The 22,260-nt window shown below is 35.9% G+C and carries 27 protein-coding genes and 1 pseudogene; 7 read left to right on the top strand and 21 right to left on the bottom strand.

Annotated elements, in window-relative coordinates:
• Position 1 precedes the first annotated feature (1 nt).
• From ribT to ACSG5Z_RS12275, 3 genes and pseudogenes are all read right to left on the bottom strand, one after another.
• The gene (gene ribT, locus ACSG5Z_RS12285) at positions 2–370 is read right to left on the bottom strand and encodes a GNAT family N-acetyltransferase RibT (protein ID WP_000908397.1); all 369 of its coding nucleotides are present in this window, start codon (positions 368–370) and stop codon (positions 2–4) included.
• A gap of 67 nt (positions 371–437) precedes the next feature.
• Positions 438–620, bottom strand: a pseudogene (locus tag ACSG5Z_RS12280) (hypothetical protein).
• A 218-nt stretch (positions 621–838) separates the two neighbouring features.
• Entirely contained in the window at positions 839–1,276 is a 438-nt protein-coding gene (locus tag ACSG5Z_RS12275; RefSeq protein ID WP_000853789.1) for a peptidylprolyl isomerase, read from the bottom strand.
• A gap of 187 nt (positions 1,277–1,463) precedes the next feature.
• Between ACSG5Z_RS12275 and ACSG5Z_RS12270 the strand changes: the two genes are divergently transcribed.
• Positions 1,464–2,330 carry a DUF1002 domain-containing protein gene (locus ACSG5Z_RS12270; RefSeq protein WP_435711497.1) on the top strand — a complete coding sequence of 289 codons (867 nt, stop codon included), beginning with the start codon at positions 1,464–1,466 and terminating at the stop codon, positions 2,328–2,330.
• Positions 2,331–2,361: 31 nt separating this feature from the next.
• Here the strand turns inward: ACSG5Z_RS12270 and ACSG5Z_RS12265 are convergent, their stop codons facing one another.
• From ACSG5Z_RS12265 to dacF, 14 genes are all read right to left on the bottom strand, one after another.
• Complete coding sequence (locus ACSG5Z_RS12265; RefSeq protein ID WP_002008448.1) at positions 2,362–3,165, bottom strand: Cof-type HAD-IIB family hydrolase; 804 nt, start codon at positions 3,163–3,165, stop codon at positions 2,362–2,364.
• Between the two features lie 96 nt (positions 3,166–3,261).
• Positions 3,262–4,734 carry a spore germination protein SpoVAF gene (gene spoVAF / locus ACSG5Z_RS12260; protein ID WP_087985122.1) on the bottom strand — a complete coding sequence of 491 codons (1,473 nt, stop codon included), beginning with the start codon at positions 4,732–4,734 and terminating at the stop codon, positions 3,262–3,264.
• Positions 4,721–5,290 (bottom strand): stage V sporulation protein SpoVABEA, encoded by a 570-nt coding sequence (spoVAEA, locus tag ACSG5Z_RS12255; RefSeq protein ID WP_001254416.1) that lies wholly within the window; start codon positions 5,288–5,290, stop codon positions 4,721–4,723. The genes spoVAF and spoVAEA overlap by 14 nt, the downstream gene beginning before the upstream one ends.
• Before the next feature lie 5 nt (positions 5,291–5,295).
• Positions 5,296–5,646 carry a stage V sporulation protein AE gene (spoVAE, locus tag ACSG5Z_RS12250; protein ID WP_000345909.1) on the bottom strand — a complete coding sequence of 117 codons (351 nt, stop codon included), beginning with the start codon at positions 5,644–5,646 and terminating at the stop codon, positions 5,296–5,298.
• Positions 5,647–5,649: 3 nt separating this feature from the next.
• On the bottom strand, positions 5,650–6,666 hold the full coding sequence (spoVAD, locus tag ACSG5Z_RS12245; RefSeq protein WP_262748934.1) for a stage V sporulation protein AD: 1,017 nt from the start codon (positions 6,664–6,666) through the stop codon (positions 5,650–5,652).
• A 13-nt stretch (positions 6,667–6,679) separates the two neighbouring features.
• The gene (spoVAC, locus tag ACSG5Z_RS12240) at positions 6,680–7,138 is read right to left on the bottom strand and encodes a stage V sporulation protein AC (protein WP_000147730.1); all 459 of its coding nucleotides are present in this window, start codon (positions 7,136–7,138) and stop codon (positions 6,680–6,682) included.
• Positions 7,139–7,152: 14 nt separating this feature from the next.
• Positions 7,153–7,569, bottom strand: a complete 417-nt coding sequence (spoVAB, locus tag ACSG5Z_RS12235) for a stage V sporulation protein SpoVAB (RefSeq protein WP_106101682.1) — start codon at positions 7,567–7,569, stop codon at positions 7,153–7,155.
• The gene (spoVAA, locus tag ACSG5Z_RS12230; RefSeq protein ID WP_435711496.1) at positions 7,562–8,182 is read right to left on the bottom strand and encodes a stage V sporulation protein SpoVAA; all 621 of its coding nucleotides are present in this window, start codon (positions 8,180–8,182) and stop codon (positions 7,562–7,564) included. The genes spoVAB and spoVAA overlap by 8 nt, the downstream gene beginning before the upstream one ends.
• Before the next feature lie 116 nt (positions 8,183–8,298).
• Positions 8,299–8,397 (bottom strand): methionine/alanine import family NSS transporter small subunit, encoded by a 99-nt coding sequence (locus tag ACSG5Z_RS12225; RefSeq protein WP_000016829.1) that lies wholly within the window; start codon positions 8,395–8,397, stop codon positions 8,299–8,301.
• The gene (locus ACSG5Z_RS12220; protein ID WP_000450092.1) at positions 8,397–9,923 is read right to left on the bottom strand and encodes a sodium-dependent transporter; all 1,527 of its coding nucleotides are present in this window, start codon (positions 9,921–9,923) and stop codon (positions 8,397–8,399) included. The genes ACSG5Z_RS12225 and ACSG5Z_RS12220 overlap by 1 nt, the downstream gene beginning before the upstream one ends.
• A gap of 137 nt (positions 9,924–10,060) precedes the next feature.
• Entirely contained in the window at positions 10,061–10,819 is a 759-nt protein-coding gene (gene sigF, locus ACSG5Z_RS12215; protein WP_000350733.1) for an RNA polymerase sporulation sigma factor SigF, read from the bottom strand.
• 12 nt (positions 10,820–10,831) lie between these two features.
• Positions 10,832–11,272 (bottom strand): anti-sigma F factor, encoded by a 441-nt coding sequence (gene spoIIAB, locus ACSG5Z_RS12210; protein WP_048546248.1) that lies wholly within the window; start codon positions 11,270–11,272, stop codon positions 10,832–10,834.
• Positions 11,273–11,623 carry an anti-sigma F factor antagonist gene (spoIIAA, locus tag ACSG5Z_RS12205; RefSeq protein WP_000059133.1) on the bottom strand — a complete coding sequence of 117 codons (351 nt, stop codon included), beginning with the start codon at positions 11,621–11,623 and terminating at the stop codon, positions 11,273–11,275.
• Positions 11,624–11,793: 170 nt separating this feature from the next.
• Positions 11,794–12,984 carry a serine-type D-Ala-D-Ala carboxypeptidase DacF gene (dacF, locus tag ACSG5Z_RS12200; protein ID WP_000831992.1) on the bottom strand — a complete coding sequence of 397 codons (1,191 nt, stop codon included), beginning with the start codon at positions 12,982–12,984 and terminating at the stop codon, positions 11,794–11,796.
• Between the two features lie 166 nt (positions 12,985–13,150).
• Here dacF and ACSG5Z_RS12195 point away from each other — a divergent pair, with 166 nt between their 5' ends.
• From ACSG5Z_RS12195 to ACSG5Z_RS12180, 4 genes are read left to right on the top strand one after another with little or no spacing between them, the layout of a single operon-like run.
• A complete protein-coding gene (locus tag ACSG5Z_RS12195; protein ID WP_000548043.1) occupies positions 13,151–13,570 on the top strand; it encodes a GntR family transcriptional regulator in 420 nt (139 codons plus the stop codon).
• On the top strand, positions 13,536–14,417 hold the full coding sequence (locus tag ACSG5Z_RS12190) for an ABC transporter ATP-binding protein (protein WP_435711495.1): 882 nt from the start codon (positions 13,536–13,538) through the stop codon (positions 14,415–14,417). Before ACSG5Z_RS12195 ends, ACSG5Z_RS12190 begins: the two co-directional genes overlap by 35 nt.
• Entirely contained in the window at positions 14,407–15,471 is a 1,065-nt protein-coding gene (locus tag ACSG5Z_RS12185; protein WP_435711494.1) for an ABC transporter permease subunit, read from the top strand. Before ACSG5Z_RS12190 ends, ACSG5Z_RS12185 begins: the two co-directional genes overlap by 11 nt.
• Positions 15,472–15,483: 12 nt before the next feature.
• Positions 15,484–16,548: an ABC transporter permease gene (locus ACSG5Z_RS12180; protein WP_060488355.1), complete on the top strand. Its 1,065-nt coding sequence runs from the start codon at positions 15,484–15,486 to the stop codon at positions 16,546–16,548.
• Positions 16,549–16,572: 24 nt separating this feature from the next.
• On the opposite strand, the gene ACSG5Z_RS12175 is transcribed toward ACSG5Z_RS12180, so the two are convergent.
• Positions 16,573–17,118, bottom strand: coding sequence for a hypothetical protein (locus ACSG5Z_RS12175; protein WP_435711493.1), 546 nt, complete (start codon positions 17,116–17,118; stop codon positions 16,573–16,575).
• 102 nt (positions 17,119–17,220) lie between these two features.
• The gene (locus tag ACSG5Z_RS12170) at positions 17,221–17,640 is read right to left on the bottom strand and encodes a MarR family winged helix-turn-helix transcriptional regulator (protein WP_001003308.1); all 420 of its coding nucleotides are present in this window, start codon (positions 17,638–17,640) and stop codon (positions 17,221–17,223) included.
• Between the two features lie 159 nt (positions 17,641–17,799).
• On the opposite strand from ACSG5Z_RS12170, the gene ACSG5Z_RS12165 reads away from it, so the two are divergent.
• Together ACSG5Z_RS12165 and ACSG5Z_RS12160 are read left to right on the top strand one after the other, a co-directional pair.
• Positions 17,800–18,471 (top strand): SIMPL domain-containing protein, encoded by a 672-nt coding sequence (locus tag ACSG5Z_RS12165; protein ID WP_001161447.1) that lies wholly within the window; start codon positions 17,800–17,802, stop codon positions 18,469–18,471.
• Positions 18,472–18,605: 134 nt separating this feature from the next.
• Complete coding sequence (locus ACSG5Z_RS12160) at positions 18,606–19,895, top strand: NCS2 family permease (protein ID WP_060488352.1); 1,290 nt, start codon at positions 18,606–18,608, stop codon at positions 19,893–19,895.
• Positions 19,896–19,929: 34 nt separating this feature from the next.
• On the opposite strand, the gene corA is transcribed toward ACSG5Z_RS12160, so the two are convergent.
• Both corA and ACSG5Z_RS12150 read right to left on the bottom strand, forming a co-directional pair.
• Positions 19,930–20,892, bottom strand: coding sequence for a magnesium/cobalt transporter CorA (gene corA / locus ACSG5Z_RS12155; RefSeq protein ID WP_060488448.1), 963 nt, complete (start codon positions 20,890–20,892; stop codon positions 19,930–19,932).
• Between the two features lie 62 nt (positions 20,893–20,954).
• Positions 20,955–22,259, bottom strand: a complete 1,305-nt coding sequence (locus tag ACSG5Z_RS12150) for a pyrimidine-nucleoside phosphorylase (RefSeq protein ID WP_435711492.1) — start codon at positions 22,257–22,259, stop codon at positions 20,955–20,957.
• Position 22,260 lies beyond the last annotated feature (1 nt).

The following is a 22,260-nucleotide window of genomic DNA, read 5'->3' as shown; positions in this document are numbered from 1 at the left end:
TTTACGAATGTATATTTTGTTCTAGCCCTTTACACTTTTTGCAAAAACTTGCTGTTTGCTCATTTCCGCAAATTGTAAACTCAAGAAATTTACTCTTTAACTCTTGAACCATCTTCGTCCCAATACCCATATGACGATGAGACGGGTTCACACTCAAATGCTGAATTTCCAACACTTGATTCTCTTTTTTTACAATCCCCATTATCCCAACAAAATCTTCGTTTTGTTTCCACAAATACAATTGCCAATCATCCTTTGCTTCATAATCTTTCATAGTCAATTGTAATGTTTTCACATCTTTTTCAGTTGGCATAAATGAAAGAAGCCCCATTGCAATCTTTTCATAACTTTTTTTAAAACGAATTAACATAACCATTATCCCTTCTTACAAAAGTTACAAACTATTAATCCCCTCAACCACTCTTTTCATATCACATTCATTTTACAATATTTTCAACAGAGTGAGAAGGGCCTAAAACAACTTGATAATCATACAAAGCGAAAAGAAGAAAGTCAAATATATGTTTCAGTACTATTTTTTCTAAGTAGATTAACTAAGAAACGCTGTTATATGAAAGTAAAAAGAAACATCCACCGCTCATTACCACTTCAATATTCATCACCTGAGAGCAAATGAATTCTAGCAAAATTAATGTAATAAAAATATTTATTGAAACATGAAATCTAATGTATTCTATGTAATTTGTCAAAATTTTGTTCTTATAAGCGCCATATTTTCGCTACAATAACAGTACTACTTGTATCATGTACTGCAAACGAAATACCCATTCCTATTAAAAAACAAAAAAGAGAGCAATAGCTCTCTTTTCCCATTAACTTATTCTTCCCAAACTTTAACTTCTTTCATTACATCGCCTTGACGCATGTTTAATACTGTTTCAATACCGCTTGTTGCTTTACCGAATACAGTATGTACACCATCTAAATGCGGTTGTGGCTCATGAACAACAAAGAATTGGCTACCGCCTGTATTACGGCCAGCATGAGCCATAGAAAGTGAACCTACAAGGTGTCTATGAGGATTTCCATCAGTTTCACATGGGATAGAGTAACCTGGGCCCCCTGCACCTGTTCCTGTTGGATCTCCACCTTGGCTTACGAAGCCAGGAATAACGCGGTGGAATGTCACACCATCATAAAATCCTTGCTCTGCTAGTTTTTTAAAGTTTTCTACTGTTTTTGGTGCCTCTTCTGGGAAAAATTCTAACTCGATTTTTTCACCATTTTCCATTAATATGTATCCTAAAGTTTTCATACGTATATGTCTCCTTTCAACTATCTCAGCACTATATTACCACATTCATGACTAGAAACAAAAAGAATCCGACAATCTAGATACTTCTTTTTCGAAATGTGGAAAAAGCTAGGTGACAAATAAGAAATATATACTATAATAACTGTGTTGCCCGAAAATTTTAGAAAGAGAAAGGGAGCGATTTTTCGTGAAAACGAAATTACTAGCTCTGCTATTGGCTGTAACGGTATTTATGATGCCAACAGCTTCGTTTGCAGACATCATCGAAGGAGAATCAATTGTTACACTAGGAGAAAACTTGTCTGAACAACAAAAACAAGATCTGTTAAAAGAAATGAAAGCACCAAAAGATGCTACAATCATTACTGTGTCTAATGCGGAAGAACATAAATTTCTAGAAGGGATTGTTCCAAAAGCCCAAATTGGTACGAGAGCAATTTCCTCTTCTATGATTACATACACAAAGCCAGGTTCTGGTCTCATTGTACGTTCAAAAAACATTAATTCGATAACAGATGCAATGTACACAAACGCACTTATTACAGCAGGTGTGAAAGATGCAGAAATTCAAATTACTGCACCATTTAAAGTTTCAGGAACTGCTGCTTTAACCGGTTTAATGAAAGCCTATGAAACAACATCGAACAAAGCAATTCCTGAGGAAGTAAAAAAAGTAGCAAATGAAGAAATGGTGCAAACAGCTCAGCTCGGCGATAAAATTGGTGAAGAAAAAGCAGTTCAACTTGTTGCAAAAATTAAAGAAGAAATTGCCAAAGAACAGCCAAAAACGACTGAAGATTTACGTTCATTAATTAAAAAAATTGCGGATCAACTTGGTATTACATTAACGGATGAACAGTTAGATAACTTAGTTGCGCTATTTGATAAAATGAAAAATCTTAATATCGATTGGAATCAAGTTGGCAATCAGTTAAATAAAGCAAAAGAACACGTTTCTGCCTTTTTAGGATCTGAAGAAGGGCAAGGTTTCCTAGATAAAGTTAAAGATTTCTTCTCAAGTATCATTGATTTTGTTAAATCGTTATTCAAGTAAAAAGAAGCTCGTCAGTGACGAGCTTCTTTTTTTATACAAGTAATGGCAATTTCATAACAGCTTCTTCGACCGAACGAACAATATGATTTGCCTTATTCTTCACATATGGATGAGCATGATGTAGAGTAAATGAATGCGGAGTTACTTCAAACATAGAAATATCATTGAAAGAATCTCCAATGCATGCAACTTCATTTGCTTCAATTTGTAAATGTTCCATTAGTCGCCTTAAAGCACTCCCTTTACTTACTCCCCTTGGCATAATGTCAACATAGCGTTTACCAGACATAAAAACTTCCGCTTCGCTCTGAAATGTATCTCGTAACTCTTGATCTAATGCTGCAATTGTCTCTTCTTCCCCAAAAACAAACAATTTCGCAGGATGTACAGTCTTACCAAATTCCTCTTCTAATGCTTCTATCTCAGCAATATGCACGCCCATATACGTTTCAAAAGTATGATGATGTTCATTCTTTCTTTTTGTATACCGTTGCTCATTTGCACAAACAATATCTGCTAGTCCCTTTTTATGGATATATCGATATATTTCCTGGGCAATCCCATCTTCAAAACTTGATTCATGAAATATTTTTCCATCCGGCAGTAACATCGTTGCTCCATTTAAACTAGTTGTGTAATACGGGAATGCAAACCTATTTACGACTTCATCAATTCGATGAGTAAAGCGGCCAGAGGCAAAACAAATATTTGTCCCTTTTTCAGCTAACCAACAAAGTGCACGTTCATCTTCTTTTTGCATATGATTCACATTGTAAACGAGCGTATCATCTAAATCACTTACAAATAATTTAATCATGTCCTCTTCCCCTTCCATACACAATATCTACTCTAAGTGTACACAAAAAATGTTTGATTTTTGTTAAAAAACAATAAATTTTTGCTAAAAAAATAAACGGGTGTATAATCCCGTTTATTTTTGTCTTTTTACATTTTGAGGTCTTACAATACTTGGTCGTACTTTTAAACTAGACATCGTCGGGCGAAGTAGAATTTTTGTTAATGCACCCCAATCAAATGGTAAAAACGGCCATAAATAAGGCGTTTGTAAACTTTTTATAGACGTTAAAAATAAAATCAATATCGTCATACCAATTACAAATCCCATCTCATGGAAGAGACCTGTTAAAATAATAACAAACAATTTTCCAACTTTATTTCCTAATCCTAATTCATAACTCGGTGTTGCATATGCACCGATCATAGAAACTGCTACATACAAAATAACTTCTGGTACAAACAAACCTACATCGATTGCTATTTGACCAATTAATATGGCGGAAATTAACCCTGCAGCAGAAGATAACGGCGTTGGCGTATGAATGGCTGCCATCCTTAAAAACTCAAGTCCGATTTCGGCCATCAACACCTGTAATAGAATTGGTAAATGTGTCATCTTAGTCGGTCCAATGAAAGCAAGTTTTTCTGGTAAAAGAGTTGGATCAAATACAAACACTAACCAAAATGGTAGTAAAAATAAGGAGAATAAGACACCTAAAAAGCGTACCCAACGTAAAAATGTACCGACAGCTGGATTTTGTCTAAACTCTTCCGCATGCTGTAAATGGTGGAAATATGTTGTTGGAGTAATCATAGCACTCGGTGATGTATCAACTAGTACTAACACATGTCCTTCTAATAAATGATTCGCCGCTACATCCGGTCTTTCTGTATATCGAATAAGCGGGAATGGATTATAGCTTTGCTTTACAACAAATTCTTCCACTGTTTTATCCGCCATCGTAATTCCATCGACATCAATGTTATTTAATTCTTGCTTTATAATCTTTACTAAATCTGGATTTGCAACATCTTGAACATATGTAATACAAATATCAGTTTGGGATCTATCTCCTACTCGAATCATTTCATTTCGAAGACGTGGATCTCGAATTCTCCTACGAATTAACGCTGTATTTACAACGATATTTTCAACAAATCCATCCCTCGCACCGCGTACTACTTTTTCAGTATCAGGTTCTGTCGGTGTTCGTCCTGGATAGCTGCGAACATCTATTGCGAACGCTTCCGTTTCACCTTCCACAAATATAACAATAAGTCCTGATAATACTTGGAGCATTACCTCATCCATCGTTTTCACTTTGCTTACTTGTTGATGGATTAAACGATTCTCTAAAAGCTTCACTGTATCTTCTTCTACATCCCTTATCTCATTTGTATCCACCGCTTCTTCTAAAATAGGGATAATATAATTTGTATCACAAAGTCCGTTTACAAATAACACACCAATTTCTTTATTTAAAATTTGAAATTTACGAATGCCAACGTCGTATGTAACACCCAGTCCAGCTGTTTGCTTTAAGTAATTTTCATTATCACTTATGAAAGATGAAATAGGGATATCCACTTTTTTAGGCTTCGTCATAAAAACCACTCCTTTCCAAAATTAATTGAATCGCTTTTCTAGTAATAGGTGATCCTCTCTCCCATTCATCGTTTCCACACATCTTACCAATATCACCAACTCCCACAATGACAGGAACATTCAGATCATCTAAACAATAAATTGTATCTCCGCTAATTCTGCCAATTTCACCATCTGGTAGTCCAAATTTATCAACACCGTATTCGGTTAAATTCCCGTTTCGATCTACACTGACATCTACACGTGCCCATTCCCAATGATGTGTATTAGACGCTACTGCCAAAATCCCCAGTACATCAATTTGTTTATGTGTGGCTACATATTTTAAAGCCTTTTCACCAGATCCTTCTCCAATAAATCCACTGTCATCAAACATGACAAATACAGGGTCATATGGCGTTTGCATAATAAGCTCAACAACTTTCTTCCCTGTCAATTTGGTTGGATTACTTTGTGATGCTGAAATACACCTTCCCCCAAATTCCTTCGTTAAAAGCTCAATTGTTCGCTTTGCATATTCATCTCCATCTGTGACCAAAACAACCCTTCGTCTCATTTGATTTATCCTTTCGGTTTACATATAAGTGCTACAAAAAATGAAAATAATATCGCTGCAGAAATGCCTGCAGACGTTAAACTAAACATACCCATACCAATCCCAATATATCCGTGTTTTTCTGCCGCATGCATTGCCCCATGTAATAGTGAATGTCCAAAACTTGTAATAGGAACTGTCGCCCCAGCACCAGCAAACTTTATAAGCTTATCGTACAATCCAAATCCATCTAAAACTGCTCCTATAACTACAAAGGTAGCCATTAAATGGGCTGGTGTTAACTTTGCGAAATCTAACAATACCTGTCCAATTACACAAATGGCGCCTCCTACAAGAAATGCATATATAAAATCCACAATTCACTCTCCCTTCACTCTCTCAAATACGACACCATGTGCAATTGTTGGAATGGTTTCTTTCTGCTGCATCATCATCGGACTTAATAACGCACCAGTAGCAACGACAAAAATTCGTTGTAAATTCCCTTTTTGCATCTCGCTTAATAAATGACCATATGTGACAACAGCTGAACAAGCACAACCACTACCACCGGCAAATACTTCTTCTTGACCGGGATCATAAATCATTAATCCGCAATCATTATATATATGCCCAAGATCATAACCTTCTTCCAGTAACAGTTGTTTTGCTATTGGTGTCCCAATAGCTGATAAATCACCAGTAACAATCAAATCATAATTTGCTGCACTTCTCTTCAAATCTTCAAAGTGTTGTTGAATTGTATGAGCAGCAGCAGGTGCCATCGCCGACCCCATATCTAAAGGATTCGCAATCCCTAAATCTTGCACTTTTCCAATCGTAGCTGCCGTAATTTTAATAGCACTTTTTTCTTTACTAATTAATATGGATCCCGCACCTGTAACAGTGGAATTTGCTGTTCCTGGTTTTTGTCCCCCATACTCTGTTGGATAACGGAACTGTCTTTCAGCCGTTGCATTATGACTACTTACCGTCGCTAAAACACGATTTGCGAATCCACCATCTATAAAGGCTGATCCAACCGCTAAAGTCTCCATCGAGGTTGCACAAGCGCTAAACATCCCTAAAAAGGGAATCCCCCACCTACGCGCAACATAATTTGCTGTCACTGTTTGATTTAATAAATCACCCGCTAAAAAGAAATCAATTTGTGATGTTTTTACATTTCCTTTTTGCAAGACTTGTTGAATTGAATCTGACATTAACCTTCGTTCAGCAAGTTCCCAGTTTTCCTCTCCGCAATGTAAATCATCATATGAAATATCAAAATCCTTCCCAAGAGGGCCCTCAGCTTCTTTTGGACCGACAGCAGTACCGGTTGCATTCACATAAATATCATTTTGAAATACCCACGTTTGTTTTCCGGTCAACCTCATACTAGCCCCTCCTTTAAGACATAAAAATGTTAAAAGTATATCTTATTAATCCAATAACGTATGCACCAACGACCCCAAAAACGATAACACTTCCCGCTAGCTTAAACATATTTGTAGCAACCCCAAGCACAATTCCTTCACTCTTATGTTCTAGCGCAGCGCTCGCCATAGAATTCGCAAATCCCGTAACAGGTACGGCCGATCCCGCTCCAGCAAATTGACCGATTTTATCATATACACCACAACCTGTTAAAATCGCTGATAATAATACAAGCGTTGCAACTGTCGGATTTCCTGCCTCTTGTTCACTGAAATGAAAATAATGTATATAAAATTTCATCAATACTTCTCCGACAGTACAAATGAATCCACCTACAAGAAATGCCTTGACACAATTTAGGAAATAGTTTGGTTTTGGATGGTACTCCTTCACTTTATTTATGTAATCATCCTTTAGTTTTCGCCCTGTCATTTATATACTGCCTCCTACTTTACGAAATAAATCCAGTGAAACAATGAGCCTATTACTTTGCCAAGTACAAGAGCAACGAGTAAAACAATGATTTTCCCTTCTACCCCTACTCGTTTCGCTAAAATAGGTAAAACATTTAACACTTCTGTTAATGCGGCTGCAAGCATTCCAATGAATGTGCCACAAAATATTCCTAATATAACAAGCCAATATTGCGACGTTTGAAATGTAATGTTTTTCAAACTACACCAAGCTCCTGTTAACGTACCTGCAATAACTGCCCACTCAAAATATTGAATGTGCTTTCCACTTCTCGTTAATTGAGCTAGACGGGGGATTATACCAAGTACAGCTAAAAATGCGACATATCCGCTACCCACTGCAATTCCTCCCGCTAAACCAATTAAAATAACAAGCCCAGACTCAATCATCGGCAAGTTGTTTCATATTGTCCTTGTTTTCATGAACAATTACATATTGGTCAAGTGACTGCTGATATTGGAACATCTCCACTTCTAACGGACTCGGCTCTTCATTAATTCGCTTTTGAAATACATGATTAAAAAATAAGACCATACCTAACCCAAGACCTACTGAATAAGGAATTTGAAATAGCAGTGGCTGCGCCTTAAATTCTCCCGTAATCATGTAATATAACCGCTGGTGCACTTGTTGCATGCTTACATCTTCATGGAAATAAATGATCGCAAGAGCCGCTCCAATAAAAAGTAACAACCATACAAGTCCGAAGAAAACCGGATGTACTTTCTTTTTTTCATATATAATTTCAACAAGAATTTGTCCAGAACCGAGTAAATTAATTTGTATATGAGCCGCTTTTCGCCTAATAATCTCAATAATTTTCATAACATCAATTACAACATGTGTCTTATCATGCGCTGTTATTTTGTAAACTACCTCATCCTGTAACGACTCAACTACCTCAGTATCTCCAGCAAGTTGAGCGACATCACGTAGTTTCACTTCATACGTAGGAGAAACTTTTAATCGATTACGCATTTTAATATAAATTGTTTGTTCCAATTTCTATTCACCTCTTCACTCTTCCTCGTAGTTGTAGTATGGTTATTGAATTTTTTTCTAATACAATTTTTTCATAAAAAAACATCTGTACCGTTTCGGTACAGATGTTTTTTAGTTTATGCCTTTTTCTTAAATAAATTTGCAATACTTAATGCGAGTCCTCCCCAAATGACTACCATACCAATCACCATCATCATAATCGCTGATCCGCTCATTATGAAACACCCCGATCTTTCCATTCTTTTTCAAGCTTAGCAGAATCTGAATGTATTTGTGCATTCCATTTCTTTATACTAATGATTAGTGCAACGATAAGGAAGGCTGCTGCAATTGACCAACCATATGTTACGACAAACTCCGTTGGATAATCTCCGTAGTTCTTTTTAATATTTTGGATTGTGCCATCAATTAACATGTACCCTAACATAAGCGGGGTAATAACGAGTAAACTTACTCTCCAAAACGTCCCTAACTTAATATCAGATACGAAGTTTGCATGATTTTGGTAAACTGGTAAACGGCGTAGAATGAGCCCTATCGTAACCACTTCCGCTAATGCAATTGAAATTAATCCGAAGTTATTAGCGAAATAATCAACAACATCTAGGAACATAAGCCCGCCACGTGTTGCAAAAACAAGAGAAACTAGTACGAGAAGCGTCCCCATAATTCCAATTGTTTTTTGGCGACTTAAGCTGAACTTTTCAGATACGGCAGCAAAACATACTTCCGCAAGTGAAATGAGGGATGTAATTCCAGCAACCGTTAATGATAAGAAAAATAATACGCCAAATAACGGTGACATCGGTAACTCATTAATGATTTGCGGGAATACTACGAACGCAAGTCCTACACCAGCACTTGCTACTTTATCAACTGGTACTCCCATATTATTTGCCATAAATCCAAGAGCTGCAAAGACCCCAATCCCAGCTAACAATTCAAATCCTGAGTTTGCAAAGCCAGTAATAAAGGCATTATTTGTTGTATCTGAGTTTTTCGGTAAATAACTAGAATACGTAATCATAATTCCAAATGCTAAAGATAAGCTAAAGAAAATTTGACCATAAGCAGCAAGCCATACTTTCCCATCAAAAATACGACTCCAATCTGGTTTGAAGAATGCATCCAACCCTTGCATTGCACCTTCCATCGTCACTGCACGAACTACGATAATAAGGAACATAACAACTAATAAAGGGATGAAAATACGATTAACAACTTCGATTCCTTTTTTAACTCCTTTAAATGCTACACCGAGCACGATAATCCAAACGAGAGCTAATGGAATTAATACTTCCGGTACGAGCCCTCCAAACTGTCCAGGCTTATCTGCAACATGCAAATACTCTTTAAATAAAAATGATTGTGTGTCTTTCCCCCATGCTCCAGTAATTGCAAAGTACGTATAGGAAATAGACCAAGCAATAATTACTGCATAATATGTTGAAACGATAAACGTTACACACATTTGCCACCATCCGATAAATTCAGCACGCGGACTAATACGGAAGAATGTAAGTGGCGCCGAGCCACGATGACGATGCCCAAGAGCAAATTCAAACGCCAATAATGAAATACCAGTCGTTAATAATGCGAATAAGTACGGTAAAAAGAATGCGCCTCCCCCATTTTCATACGCTGTATAAGGAAAACGCCATATGTTTCCTAATCCAACGGCAGAGCCGACCGCTGCGAAAATGAATCCGGCCCTCGTTCCCCATTGTTGCCTCGTTTCCATATTTCCTTCCCCCTTTGTGACAAGTTCATACTTGGATTATATTTTAAATTTACTAAATTATCAATAAATTCTGTTAATTTTTACGGAAGTTTACAATCTCTACTAAATTAAAGTCATAAAAAAAATCGAATAGATAGCTACTCATCTATTCGATCTTTCATCTGTTTTAATATTTTCTTTTCAAGTCTTGAAACTTGTACTTGCGAAATACCTATGCGCTCCGCTACTTCTGATTGGGTTTGGTCTTTATAGTAGCGTAAATATACAATTAAACGTTCTCGATCATCTAATTCTCTAATTGCTTCTTTTAAAGCAATTTTATCAAACCATTTCGTTTCAGATTGATCAGCAATTTGATCTAAAATAGTGATTGGATCTCCATCGTTTTCATACACCGTTTCATGTATGGATGAAGGAGCACGACTTGCTTCTTGCGCCAGAACCACTTCTTCTGGCGTTAGTTCTAACGCTTCGGCTACTTCGTTAATTGTTGGTGCCCTTCCGAATTCTTTCGAAAGCTCGTCTCTCATCTTTCGAATTTTATTTCCTGTTTCTTTTAAAGATCTACTTACTTTCACTGATCCATCATCACGTAAAAATCGTTGTATTTCTCCAATAATCATTGGAACTGCATATGTTGAAAATTTCACGTCGAAAGATAAATCAAATTTATCTACCGATTTTAAGAGCCCAATACATCCAATTTGAAATAAATCGTCTGGTTCGTATCCTCGATTAAGAAAACGCTGCACAACCGACCATACGAGACGCATATTACTTTGAACGATTGTATCTCTCGCTTGTTGATCTCCATCTTGACTTTGTTGAATTAACGCTTTTAGCTCGTGGTCCTTTAACTGAGGTTTCTTCTTCTCATTTTTGACCTCTATGTCCATAGGCTATTCTCCTTAATTGCATAGAGCGTTACTATTTGATAAGTATTTTGTCAAATGGATTGTTGTCCCGAAAGATTCGTTTGAAATAACTTCTACTTCATCCATAAAATTTTCCATGATAGTAAATCCCATTCCGGAACGCTCTAATTCAGGTTTAGTTGTAAAAAGGGGTTGTCTTGCTTCATCTAAATCAAAGATGCCAATCCCTTCATCTCGAATCGTGAGTTTCACCATTGCTTCTTCCAAAATTACAGAAATATAAACAACACCTTCTGCATTTCCATCGTATCCATGAATAATTGCATTCGTAACTGCTTCTGACACAACTGTTTTAATCTCCGTAAGTTCTTCCATCGTTGGATCTAGTTGCGCAATGAAAGCAGCTACTGTAACGCGAGCGAATGATTCATTTTGACTTAATGCTGAAAATTGAAGGTTCATTTCATTTCTCATTTATGCCACCCCCAACGTCGCGAGCGCATGCGCTTCACTTTCTTCTAAGCGAACAATTTTAAATAAGCCCGACATTTCAAATAAACGCTTAACAGGCGGTGAAATTGCACAAACAACCATTTCTCCACCTAATCCCTTTACATGCTTATATCGGCCTAATATAACACCTAAACCAGAACTATCCATAAACGATAAGTTCTCTAGGCTCAAAACAATATGATGAACACCATGTGTCTCAATCATATCTGTTACTTTCGTTCGCAACTCTTCAGCAGTATGATGATCTAATTCACCCGCTAGTCTCACACATAGGACGTCACGCTTTACTTCTAATTGCATGGAAAGACTCACACGATTTCCTCCTTATGCTCAAACTTTACTCATTTACATACATAAAGATTTTCGTGATACAACATAAGAATCCTTCCTGCTGACAAAAGAAGAACTATTTCGCCATAAAGTGAAAACATTCGGCAATTATTTACTTTCATACGAATAGAAAAGCGGCAAAATGTTTGCCGCTATTTTGATGTTGAAAACATCCCAAAACTTCTTTTAAATAACTCCCACCAGCTCGCTGCAGCAACATCTTCTTTTGCTACAATTGTTTGTTTTAATAAAACATCTTTATCTTTTTTAATAACAAGTGTACCAAGCGCGTCACCTTTTTTAATCGGCGCTTTCACTTTCTTTTCAGCAATTACTTCTTGCTTTACTTTGTCCATATTTTCGCCCTTCTTCATAAGAAGAGACACATTGTCTGACGCAACTAAATCTACTTTTTCTTTTTTCCCTTTTCCTACTTGTACAGTCTTAATTTTTTCGCCACGTGTATACAATTTCTTTGTCATATATTGTCCAAATGCATAGTCAAGAAGCTTTGTTACTTGATTATTCCGTTCTTTCGATGTAGGTGCTCCCATAACAACTGAAATAACACGCATGCCATTTTTTTCAGCCGATGCTGTTAAACAATATTTTGCTTCTGTCGTAAAGCCCGTTTTCACACCATCTACTCCAGGATAAAAACGTACTAACTTATTCGTATTCACGAGCCAAAACTTCTTATCCGTATCTTCTCGTAAATAGTCTTCGTATTTACCTGTATATTTGCGAATAAGTGGGTACTTCATCAATTCTTTTGCCATTATAGCCATATCATTTGCTGTGGAATAATGGTCTTTAGCCGGAAGACCTGTTGGATTTTGAAAATGAGTATTTTTCAGTCCTAAATCTTTCGCTTTTTTGTTCATCATATTTACAAAACCTTCTTCTGAACCCGCGATATGCTCCGCTACTGCAACAGACGCATCATTTCCAGATGCAATAGCAATACCTTTTAGCATTTCATTTACAGTCATCTCTTCTCCAGGCTCTAAAAAGATTTGTGATCCACCCATTGAAGCTGCATGCTCACTTGCTCTAACTTTATCGGTCAGTTTTAGTTTTCCTTTTTCAACTTGTTCCATAATTAATAGCATTGTCATAATCTTCGTCATACTAGCAGGTGGTAACTTCTCATTTGGATTTTTATCAAACAAAACTTTACCTGTATCTTGTTCAATTACAATTGCTGATGACGCTTGTTCCGCTAACTTCGGTGTTGTTTCTTCTGTTTTTTCCTGCTTCGTCTTCTCAGATTGTGCGAAACTAACTGAAGTACCAGAAAGCAATAACATGAAACAAACAAGTATTCCAAAAACTCGCTTCATGACTAACCCTCCATTCTATATCAAACCTATTTTTTCCAATTTATTATTTTTTAATACCATATTTTTCTAATATTTTCAGTTGACAAATATATTCATCACCTATATTGTATTAAGTGTATTACATACAGTAGTACACTTAATACAAGTCAGAAAGGAGACATTGCTCTTGCATATTCAACTTGATCCAAGAAGCAACACTCCGATATGGGAACAAATTGTTCAAAATATAAAAGAACTCGTATTGAAAAACATGTTAGCTCCAAGTGATAAACTTCCTTCTGTACGCGAACTCGCTTCTTTACTCGTTATAAATCCAAATACAGTAAGTAAAGCGTATCAAGAGTTAGAGCGACAAGGAATTATTGAAACATTACGAGGAAAAGGAACATTTGTATCCCAATCGATTACCCCAACATTAGACGAAAGGAAAATCGCTATGGTTCAAAAGCAATTTCATCAATTACTATTAGAAGCCTCTTATCTTGGTGTTACGAAAGATAAAATTCATGATTGGATAGATTCATACTATAAAGAGATTGGAGGAAATGCGGATGCTGAGAGTGAAAAACTTGAAGAAGACAATTGATAATCAAACAATTTTAGATGATGTTTCTTTCACATTACAAAGAGGAAGTATTATTGGATTACTCGGAAGAAACGGCGCGGGGAAAACAACTTTATTACGAACGATGGTAGGCATTTTAGACCCTGATGCAGGGACTGTTACATATGAGGATACAAACATTCATCATTGTCCTGAAATAAAGCAAAAAATCGTATATGTTCCGGATTCTACTAACATACTGAACGGATATACGGTAAAAGAAATTGTAAAGTTTTATAAAGAAGTTTATACCGCATTTGATGAAGCATATTTCTATGAACTGTTAGAACGTTTTAACTTACCAAACAAACGAATTCGTAGTTATTCAAAAGGGATGAAAGCACTGCTTGCCATCATTTTAGCCGTTTCTACAAAAGCAGAATATATCATTTTGGATGAACCGACAAACGGACTTGATCCTATCGTTAAAAGGCAGATTTTGCAGTTTCTCGTTGGAGAAGTTGCAGAAAAAGAGATTACCATTTTCATCTCAACTCACCATTTAGATGAAGTGGAACAAATTGCAGATACAATCATTATATTAAAAGGCCATACTATATCTTCTATTACATCACTAGACGATGCAAAATCACGATTTGCAAAAATACAAGTAGCTTATGAACGGTCATTACCTCAAAAACTAGAAAACTTAAGCAATATTAAAATATTAAATCAAACAGGAAAAGTATTTACAATCTTAATTGAGGGAAATGTAGCTACAACACTGGAGAAGTTTTATAAAGAACAACCTATACTCATTGAAGAATTAACAATGTCACTTGAAGATGTCTTCGTTACGACACTGGAGGAGGATGGGTATGTTTCATAAGGCGTTGTGGATGTGGAATTGGAAGCGCGGGAAATATGCTGTGTTACTATTCTTCTTTAGTTCGCTTTATCTTTTATCTTTAGGATACTATAGAAGTGCTCAGATGGAACTCGATAAATATTACGAATTACAAGAAAAAGGGAAACAGTATTATTATTTTTATACCTTTTCTTCAGGAGAAGGTAATAGTTTTTGGTTAACTCTTCTTATCATTGCTTTAGCTTGCTTATTGATAGGTTGGGAACGTAGTAACCAATCTAATACACTACTTATGACGATGCCGTTTAAAAGAAAAGATGTTTTCTTATCGAAATGGGCTTTCGGTTCATTTTGTATTGTGAGCTCATTACTTATAAATTGGATTCTTATGTATGTTATTTATAGAACAACTATTCATTTTGATTATCAATCATTTAGTCCATTTCATCGATACTTTCTTTATGCAATTGTTTCTTATGTTGCAGTATATACAGCTGCACTTTGCATCGGTACTTTTACTGGAAGCATTGTTTCCCAGGTTGTTTTTTGTATTCCGTGGCTACTAATGGGACTTACATTTATTCCACTAGTTTACACTTTTACGATAAATCATTTAGAATCTACCGACCCTAAAAATTATAAGCTATATGAACAACTTTATGAAATCAATCAAAAAACAAATATAGTTGCACCAATATATCGCTTTTCTATTGATTATAACTATGATCCAGAATACCGGAAGCATGACAACGATCCAACTACTTTAAGAAAGCCAGAATCTCATAAATATTATTCAGCCAAATCAATGTTAGTCCCTATTTTCTATACAATATTTTATTTACTACTTGGGACATATTTATATATGCGGTCACCAAATGAAAATAGTCAAAAGATATTTATTTTCCAAAAACATTTAAAAATATGGATATGGGGGACAACCATTTACTTTGCATTACTAGGTGGCTATAAAATCAATCAATTTTATTTCTTACCTAACTACTATATCAGTTTGTTTCTCGCTGGAATCATTACTTATGTTGTATTATCACGCCTAACAAATTATAAAGTTTTTTAAAGGAGAGATCCTATGTTTCAAAAAGCACTGTGGCTAAGAACATATCAACAAAGTAAATATGTTGTATGGTTATTTTGGCTCGTCAGCTTCTATACTTTGTCATATAAATACTATATGACTTCTATTCAACAGCAATATTTTCTAAATATGAATAAAGAATCGAAAATTATATATCATTACAATTTTGATTTATCACTTATGGAACCTGTCATATTTCAAGGTGCTGCACTTATCGTTCTGGCCTGTACATTAATCGGCTGGGAAAGACAAAATAACTATAGTGACTTGTTATGGTCTATGCCATTTAAACGTTCACACCTCTATATAACGAAATGGTTGTTTGGACTCTGTAATATCGCCGCTGTTGTCGTTTTAAACTGGGGACTATTTGCTATTATGAAAAAGTTGACTTTTCATAATAAATATCAAGTATTCTCCCCATTTCATAGTTACTTTATATACATGTTAATTGTATTATTCGCAATTTATACACTTGCCTTATGTGTAGGAACCATTGCAGGGAATATTATATCGCAAGGATTTCTCACTGCAGTTATACTATTCTTCCCAGCTTTACTTCCATCACTTATCTCAGGAGTCATTGTTGTTCACTCAAACACTGAATTTCATGAGGACAAAAGTCTTATACATAATGTGATGGAAAACATACGTATTTCTAGTCCAGCAGAAGATTTTTATATTGACTTTAATTATGATCCACAAAGCGCTTATACCGATCAGAATGGAGTGCGTCATAACGAACCAAACTTTACAAAGATTCCACCAGCAAAAACATTGATTGGATCTATCGCACATATCATTGTTTTATTACCACTCGGTATATATTTATATGCCCGTTCAGCCAATGAGCGAAATGGTAACTACTTACTATATCCAAAACTACAAAAAGTAGTTTTAGCTTGTGCGATTTTCTTTGGTGGGATCGTTGGAGGTTTAATACTAAGTCACAAGCAGTCATTGTCCAGCTTTTACATCGGATTTTTAGTGACTAGCTTCATTACGTATTTCTTCCTACCAAAAATATTAAAATGGAAAGTCTATTGGAATTTTAAATAAAATAACCTCCTCTTATTGAGGAGGTTATTTCACATTCTCTCTTCTTTTCCCATACTCTTTTTCTTGCTTCATTCCAAACCCGTCACCATTTGCCACGATTTGATCTGTTGGAGCAACTATGCTTTCAGCAATTCTCCATTCTCCCACTTGTTGAATAAACACTTGCATAAAATAATTCATTCCATTTAACTGATACGGATTTTCTTTTTTCACTTCATAACGAGCTGCAACATAATACACTTGCACATTCTCAGCTTCAAACTTAGAAATATATTGCGATAATCTCGGGATGTACTGTGATGCTTTCTGAAGTGGAAGTTGTTTTACTTTTATAAGAGAAGACTTTGTCACATTGCTTATCGTATCTTCATGCCGAATGTTATCACTATGATGAAATAAAATAGCATTCTGCATAGAACGAATCCATAGTTTTGAATATAAAACAGGTTGCTTATTTGAAATATGTTGTAATTCTTTCTGAACGACTTGAAGAGGCGTTGCAGCGTCCACGAATTGATTAAAGCAGAAAAAACTTCCAATCATAATGAAAAGCATACAAATACGTTTCATAATTTTTCACTCCGATTCTTTTTAATTAAAGTATTGGAGTTTCAAAATGTTTTTATTCAAAAGAAAAAGGATAGGAAAGCTTTCGCTTCCTATCCTCATTTATTATAATACGCGGCCAAATAGCTCTAACACCATTTCGATTTCTTGGTCGCTCCAACCTTTAAATTTCTCTTTATAATATTCTTTACGCACAGCTTCAAGTTTTTCAGTTACTTCTCTTCCGTGTTCTGTAATTTCTAGGTACACGATACGACGGTCTGAATTTGAACGCTTTCTTTCTACAAACCCTTTTCGTACGAGACGATCAGTAACAGCTGTAATATGACTAGAGGTTACGTTTACTTCACTCGCAATTTGCGAAGCCATCTGTGGACTCTTTAAAAATAACGCGCGTAATACAGAAAATTCATTGTATGGCATATGTTCTGCAAAACGTGTATTAATATCATTTTGTAATAAACGTATCATCTTTCGAAATGATCCGGATAACTCTAAAATCAGTGTTTCTCTTTTTTCGTTCACTAGCCTCGTCCCTTTTTTATCATATTTACACATATTATAATCTATAAATACCCTTATTGTATATGCTTTCTTTCTTTAACATTCTCATTTATGTAACTTTTTCATACAAATTTCTTTTTTGTTCACACATATACATATAAATAAGGATGGTGATGGAAGATGCAAGGTGGAATGAATCCTTATTTACACAACGTACGTACAGCTAATACTGGTAAAGAAGCTACCATTACGGTGCAAGGTGAAGGCGTTGTAAAAGCAAAACCAAATGTTGTTATATTAACGATTGGTATTCGTACAGATCATAAAAATGTAAAACAGGCACAAGAAGAGAATGCAGTGCAATCAAAACAATTATTGGATGCACTAAAACAACTAGGTATTGCCGAAAAAAATATAGAAACCATTTCATATACGATTACGCCCCAGTACGAATATGTAAATGATAAAGCATTACTACAAGGATATCGTGTGGAACATTTGTATGAAATTACCGTTTTAAATGTACAAAAAGCAGGGGAAGTATATGATATAGCCGTTTCAAATGGAGCAAACTTAGCAAAAGGGTTACGTTTTCGAATATCTCATCCAAATAAATATTATGAGCAAGCTCTTATTCAAGCTCTGCAACAAGCGGTAGAAAAAGCTCGTGCTATTGCGAGTACATACAATTTAAACATTAATCCAGTTCCACTCTCATTCGTTGAAGAATCCGCCCAATTACCACGGGAAGTGACGTCCTATGCTACTTTACATGCGCAAGCAGCTCCGCCCATTCAATCAGGAGAATTAGAAATCATTTCAACAATACGAGCCATTTTTACGTATTTATAAATAATTTCTTTTATAAGTAAACGTTATCATTTTCCTTGTTGTAAAAACATGATGTTCTGATATAATAAAGGACGGTGAGCTCTTACAAAAGAGATATCACGGGTGGGAGAGGGATATGAAAAAGAAGGTTTAACATGAAAGGAATACTTGAAAGAACATTTAAATTAGGTTTACACGAAACATCACCAAAACAAGAAGTTTTAGCTGGAGTTACGTCATTTTTCACAATCGTATATATTATGATTGTAAATGCATCAATTTTATCGGATGCTGGCATTCCTCTTGAAGCTGGAATTTTAGCAACTGTTTTCAGTTCATTTGTCGGATGTCTGCTCATGGCATTTTGGGCAAATGCACCTGCTATTCTTGTCCCTGGTATGGGCGTAAATGCATTCTTCACGTACACTGCTGTGCATACGCTCGGATTAGCTTGGCAGGAAGCATTAGCAGCTGTCTTCATCTCTGGTATTATTTTTGCAATTGCTGCGTTTACACCAATCGCTCGCTTGCTTTCAGTATCGATTCCAAAGTCATTAAAGGAAGCTATTACTGTCGGCATCGGATTATTTTTAGCATTTATCGGATTGCAAAAAGGTGGTTTAGTCGTTTCGAATCCAAATACTGCTGTTGCAATGGGTAAATTAAGTAACCCTGTCGTTCTTGCGACACTACTTACTCTTATCGTTGCACTTGTACTATTTATTCGTAACGTACGTGGAAGCTTTTTATGGACGATTGCAATAGGAACTGGTATTGCATGGCTATTTGGTCTTGTTGATACAAGTCAAATCGGAAATAGTTCATTCTCATTCGCTAATTACGGCGATGTGTTTGGAGCTATGTCATTTGGCAAACTTTCTTCCTTACCGTTTTGGATTGCAACATTCTCCTTAAGCATGGTGCTTATTTTTGAGAACATGGGACTTCTGCACGGTTTATTAGAAGATGACCGTAAATTCCCACGTGCTTACCAAGCCAATGCAATTTCAGCAATGACATGTGGTCTATTTGGCACAAGCCCTACCGTATCAACAGTAGAGAGTGCTGCAGGTATTACTGCAGGCGGAAAGACAGGTCTGACGTCTATCGTTACAGGGTTGTTATTCTTCGCATCACTGTTTGCACTTCCGTTTGTGAAACTAATTCCTGATAGTGCCATTGCACCAATCTTAATTATTATTGGCGGCCTGATGATTACAAGCATTCAGCAAATTCCTCTGAACGATTTTTCAGAAGGATTTCCAGCGTTCTTAATTATCGTCATGATCCCGCTCACATATAGTATCGCTGATGGCATTGCGTTCGGATTTATTGCTTATCCTATCTTAAAAGTTGCTCTTGGAAAGCGTAAAGAAGTCGCACCGTCTATGTATATCGTTACATGCTTATTCTTAGCCATGTTCGTATTACATGCTATTGGTTAAGTAAAAACACCGAGGAATTTTCCTCGGTGTTTTTTTACTTAAACCATCCTTTTTTATAAAACCAAGCCATCATCCCACCGCCAATTAGCGCCATTAGAAGTAGACAAATAAAATAACTATATTGTCCACCAAGCTCTGGCATATGCGTAAAGTTCATTCCGTATACTCCCGCAATAAATGTTAATGGCATGAAAATAGTCGAGAATACAGTTAATGTTTTCATAATGTTATTCATATGATGTGAGTTTAATGAAAAATAGCTATCCCGAATATCTGCCGTTAACTCGCGGCTTGCTTCAATCATTTCTGTCAGTTTAAGCAAATGGTCATGTATATCTTTAAAATAAATCTCATGATCACTTATACCGTAAAAACGAGTCGAATTTAAAATACGATACAATAAATCACGCATCGGAATGATTGTGCGCCTTAGCTTCGATAAATCTGTACGTATATCAAATACTTCTTCTAATACACTTCCTGCTGTCTCACCCGTTAAATTATCATCAATTGCATTTAAATGATCCTCAATGTAATATACAGGCGCAAAATAGTCATCTACAATTTGGTCGATAATTGTATGCGCTACGTGTAAAGGACTATTTTTAATACGCTTCTTTTCCCCAAGTGTTTTCCACACTCTTTCGATTGCATTGTTATGAGAAAAGTGGAAAGAAACAATAAAACGATCACTAATAAATAAATCAATCTCGTGCGGTTCTAATCCATCCTCACCAAATGCATGAAGAACTAAAAAGTTATATCCATCATAAAAATCAACTTTTGGTCTCTGTACATATTCTATACAGTCTTCAATTGCAAGGGGATGGAACTTAAAATGATCTTGCAAAATGTATGTATACTCTTCTTTCGTTGGCTTATATAAATCTAGCCAATACCATACAATATGGTCTTTCGTTGTTTCTTCTAGCGAAACATCATATAATACTTCATCTGTTTTTGTTATTGCACAAATTCTAATCATAATTTCACCCATTATTATTATAAACAAAAAATAGCAAAAAAAGCCAAGGAGAAATACTCCTTGGCCCTTTTTTATTATTCGGTAACGATGCCGTGCACTAATGTTGGTGCATCTACATGTTCGTTAGCAATCTTCATGTTCTCATAAATTTTTGTTTTTACATCGTCCACATTTTCACGGTTTGCGTAAATTGTAACAAGGGATTCACCTTTTTTCACGCTGTCCCCTACTTTTTTGCGAAGCATTAAGCCAACTGCTAAATCAATTTCAGATTCCTTCGTCGCACGTCCTGCTCCTAAAAGCATTGCTGCTGTTCCGATTTCATCTGCAACGATTTCTGATACATAACCGTCTTCCTTCGCTTCTACTTCAATTTTAAACTGTGCTTGTGGTAATTTAGAAGGATCATCAACAACAGAAGCATCGCCGCCTTGCGCTGATAAGAACGTTTTAAATGATTCTAGCGCTTTACCGTTGTTCATTACTTCAATTAATTTCTCACGTGCATCTTCTAAAGATGAAGCTTGTCCAGCAAGGTATACCATTTGACTTCCAAGTGTTAAACATAACTCTTCTAAATCTTTCGGCCCCTTACCTTGTAACGTATCAATTGCTTCTTGTACTTCAAGTGCGTTACCAATCGCCTCACCAAGTGGTTGACTCATATCAGAAATAACAGCCATCGTATTACGACCAACGTTATTACCAATGCGCACCATTGCTTCTGCTAAACGTTTTGCATCTTCATCTGTTTTCATAAATGCACCTGCTCCAGTTTTTACATCAAGAACAATTGCATCTGCACCAGCAGCAATTTTTTTACTCATAATCGAGCTTGCAATAAGCGGAATTGAGTTTACTGTTGCCGTTACATCACGAAGTGCATACAATTTTTTATCCGCAGGTGTTAAGTTTCCACTTTGACCAATAACTGCGATTTTGTTTTCATTTACAAGACGCATGAATTCATCATTTTCGATTTCAACATGGAATCCTGGAACTGCTTCTAATTTATCAATTGTACCACCAGTATGTCCTAAACCACGTCCAGACATTTTTGCAACCGGTACACCTAAAGCAGCTACTAATGGACCTAATACAAGTGTTGTTGTATCACCAACGCCACCTGTTGAGTGCTTATCTACTTTTACTCCTTCAATAGCTGATAAGTCGATTGTATCACCGCTATTTACCATTGCCATTGTTAAATCAGCACGCTCTTGATCGTTCATATCTTGGAAGAAAATTGCCATTGCAAGTGAACTTACTTGATAATCAGGAATATCACCATTCGTATATCCTTCAACAATAAAGTTAATTTCTTCTGTCGTTAATGCATGTCCGTCACGTTTTTTTGCAATTAGGTCCACCATTCTCATT

The sequence above is a fragment of the Bacillus pretiosus genome, from assembly GCF_051294775.1.
Taxonomy (GTDB): domain Bacteria; phylum Bacillota; class Bacilli; order Bacillales; family Bacillaceae_G; genus Bacillus_A; species Bacillus_A wiedmannii.
This window is presented reverse-complemented; position numbering and strand designations above follow the sequence as displayed.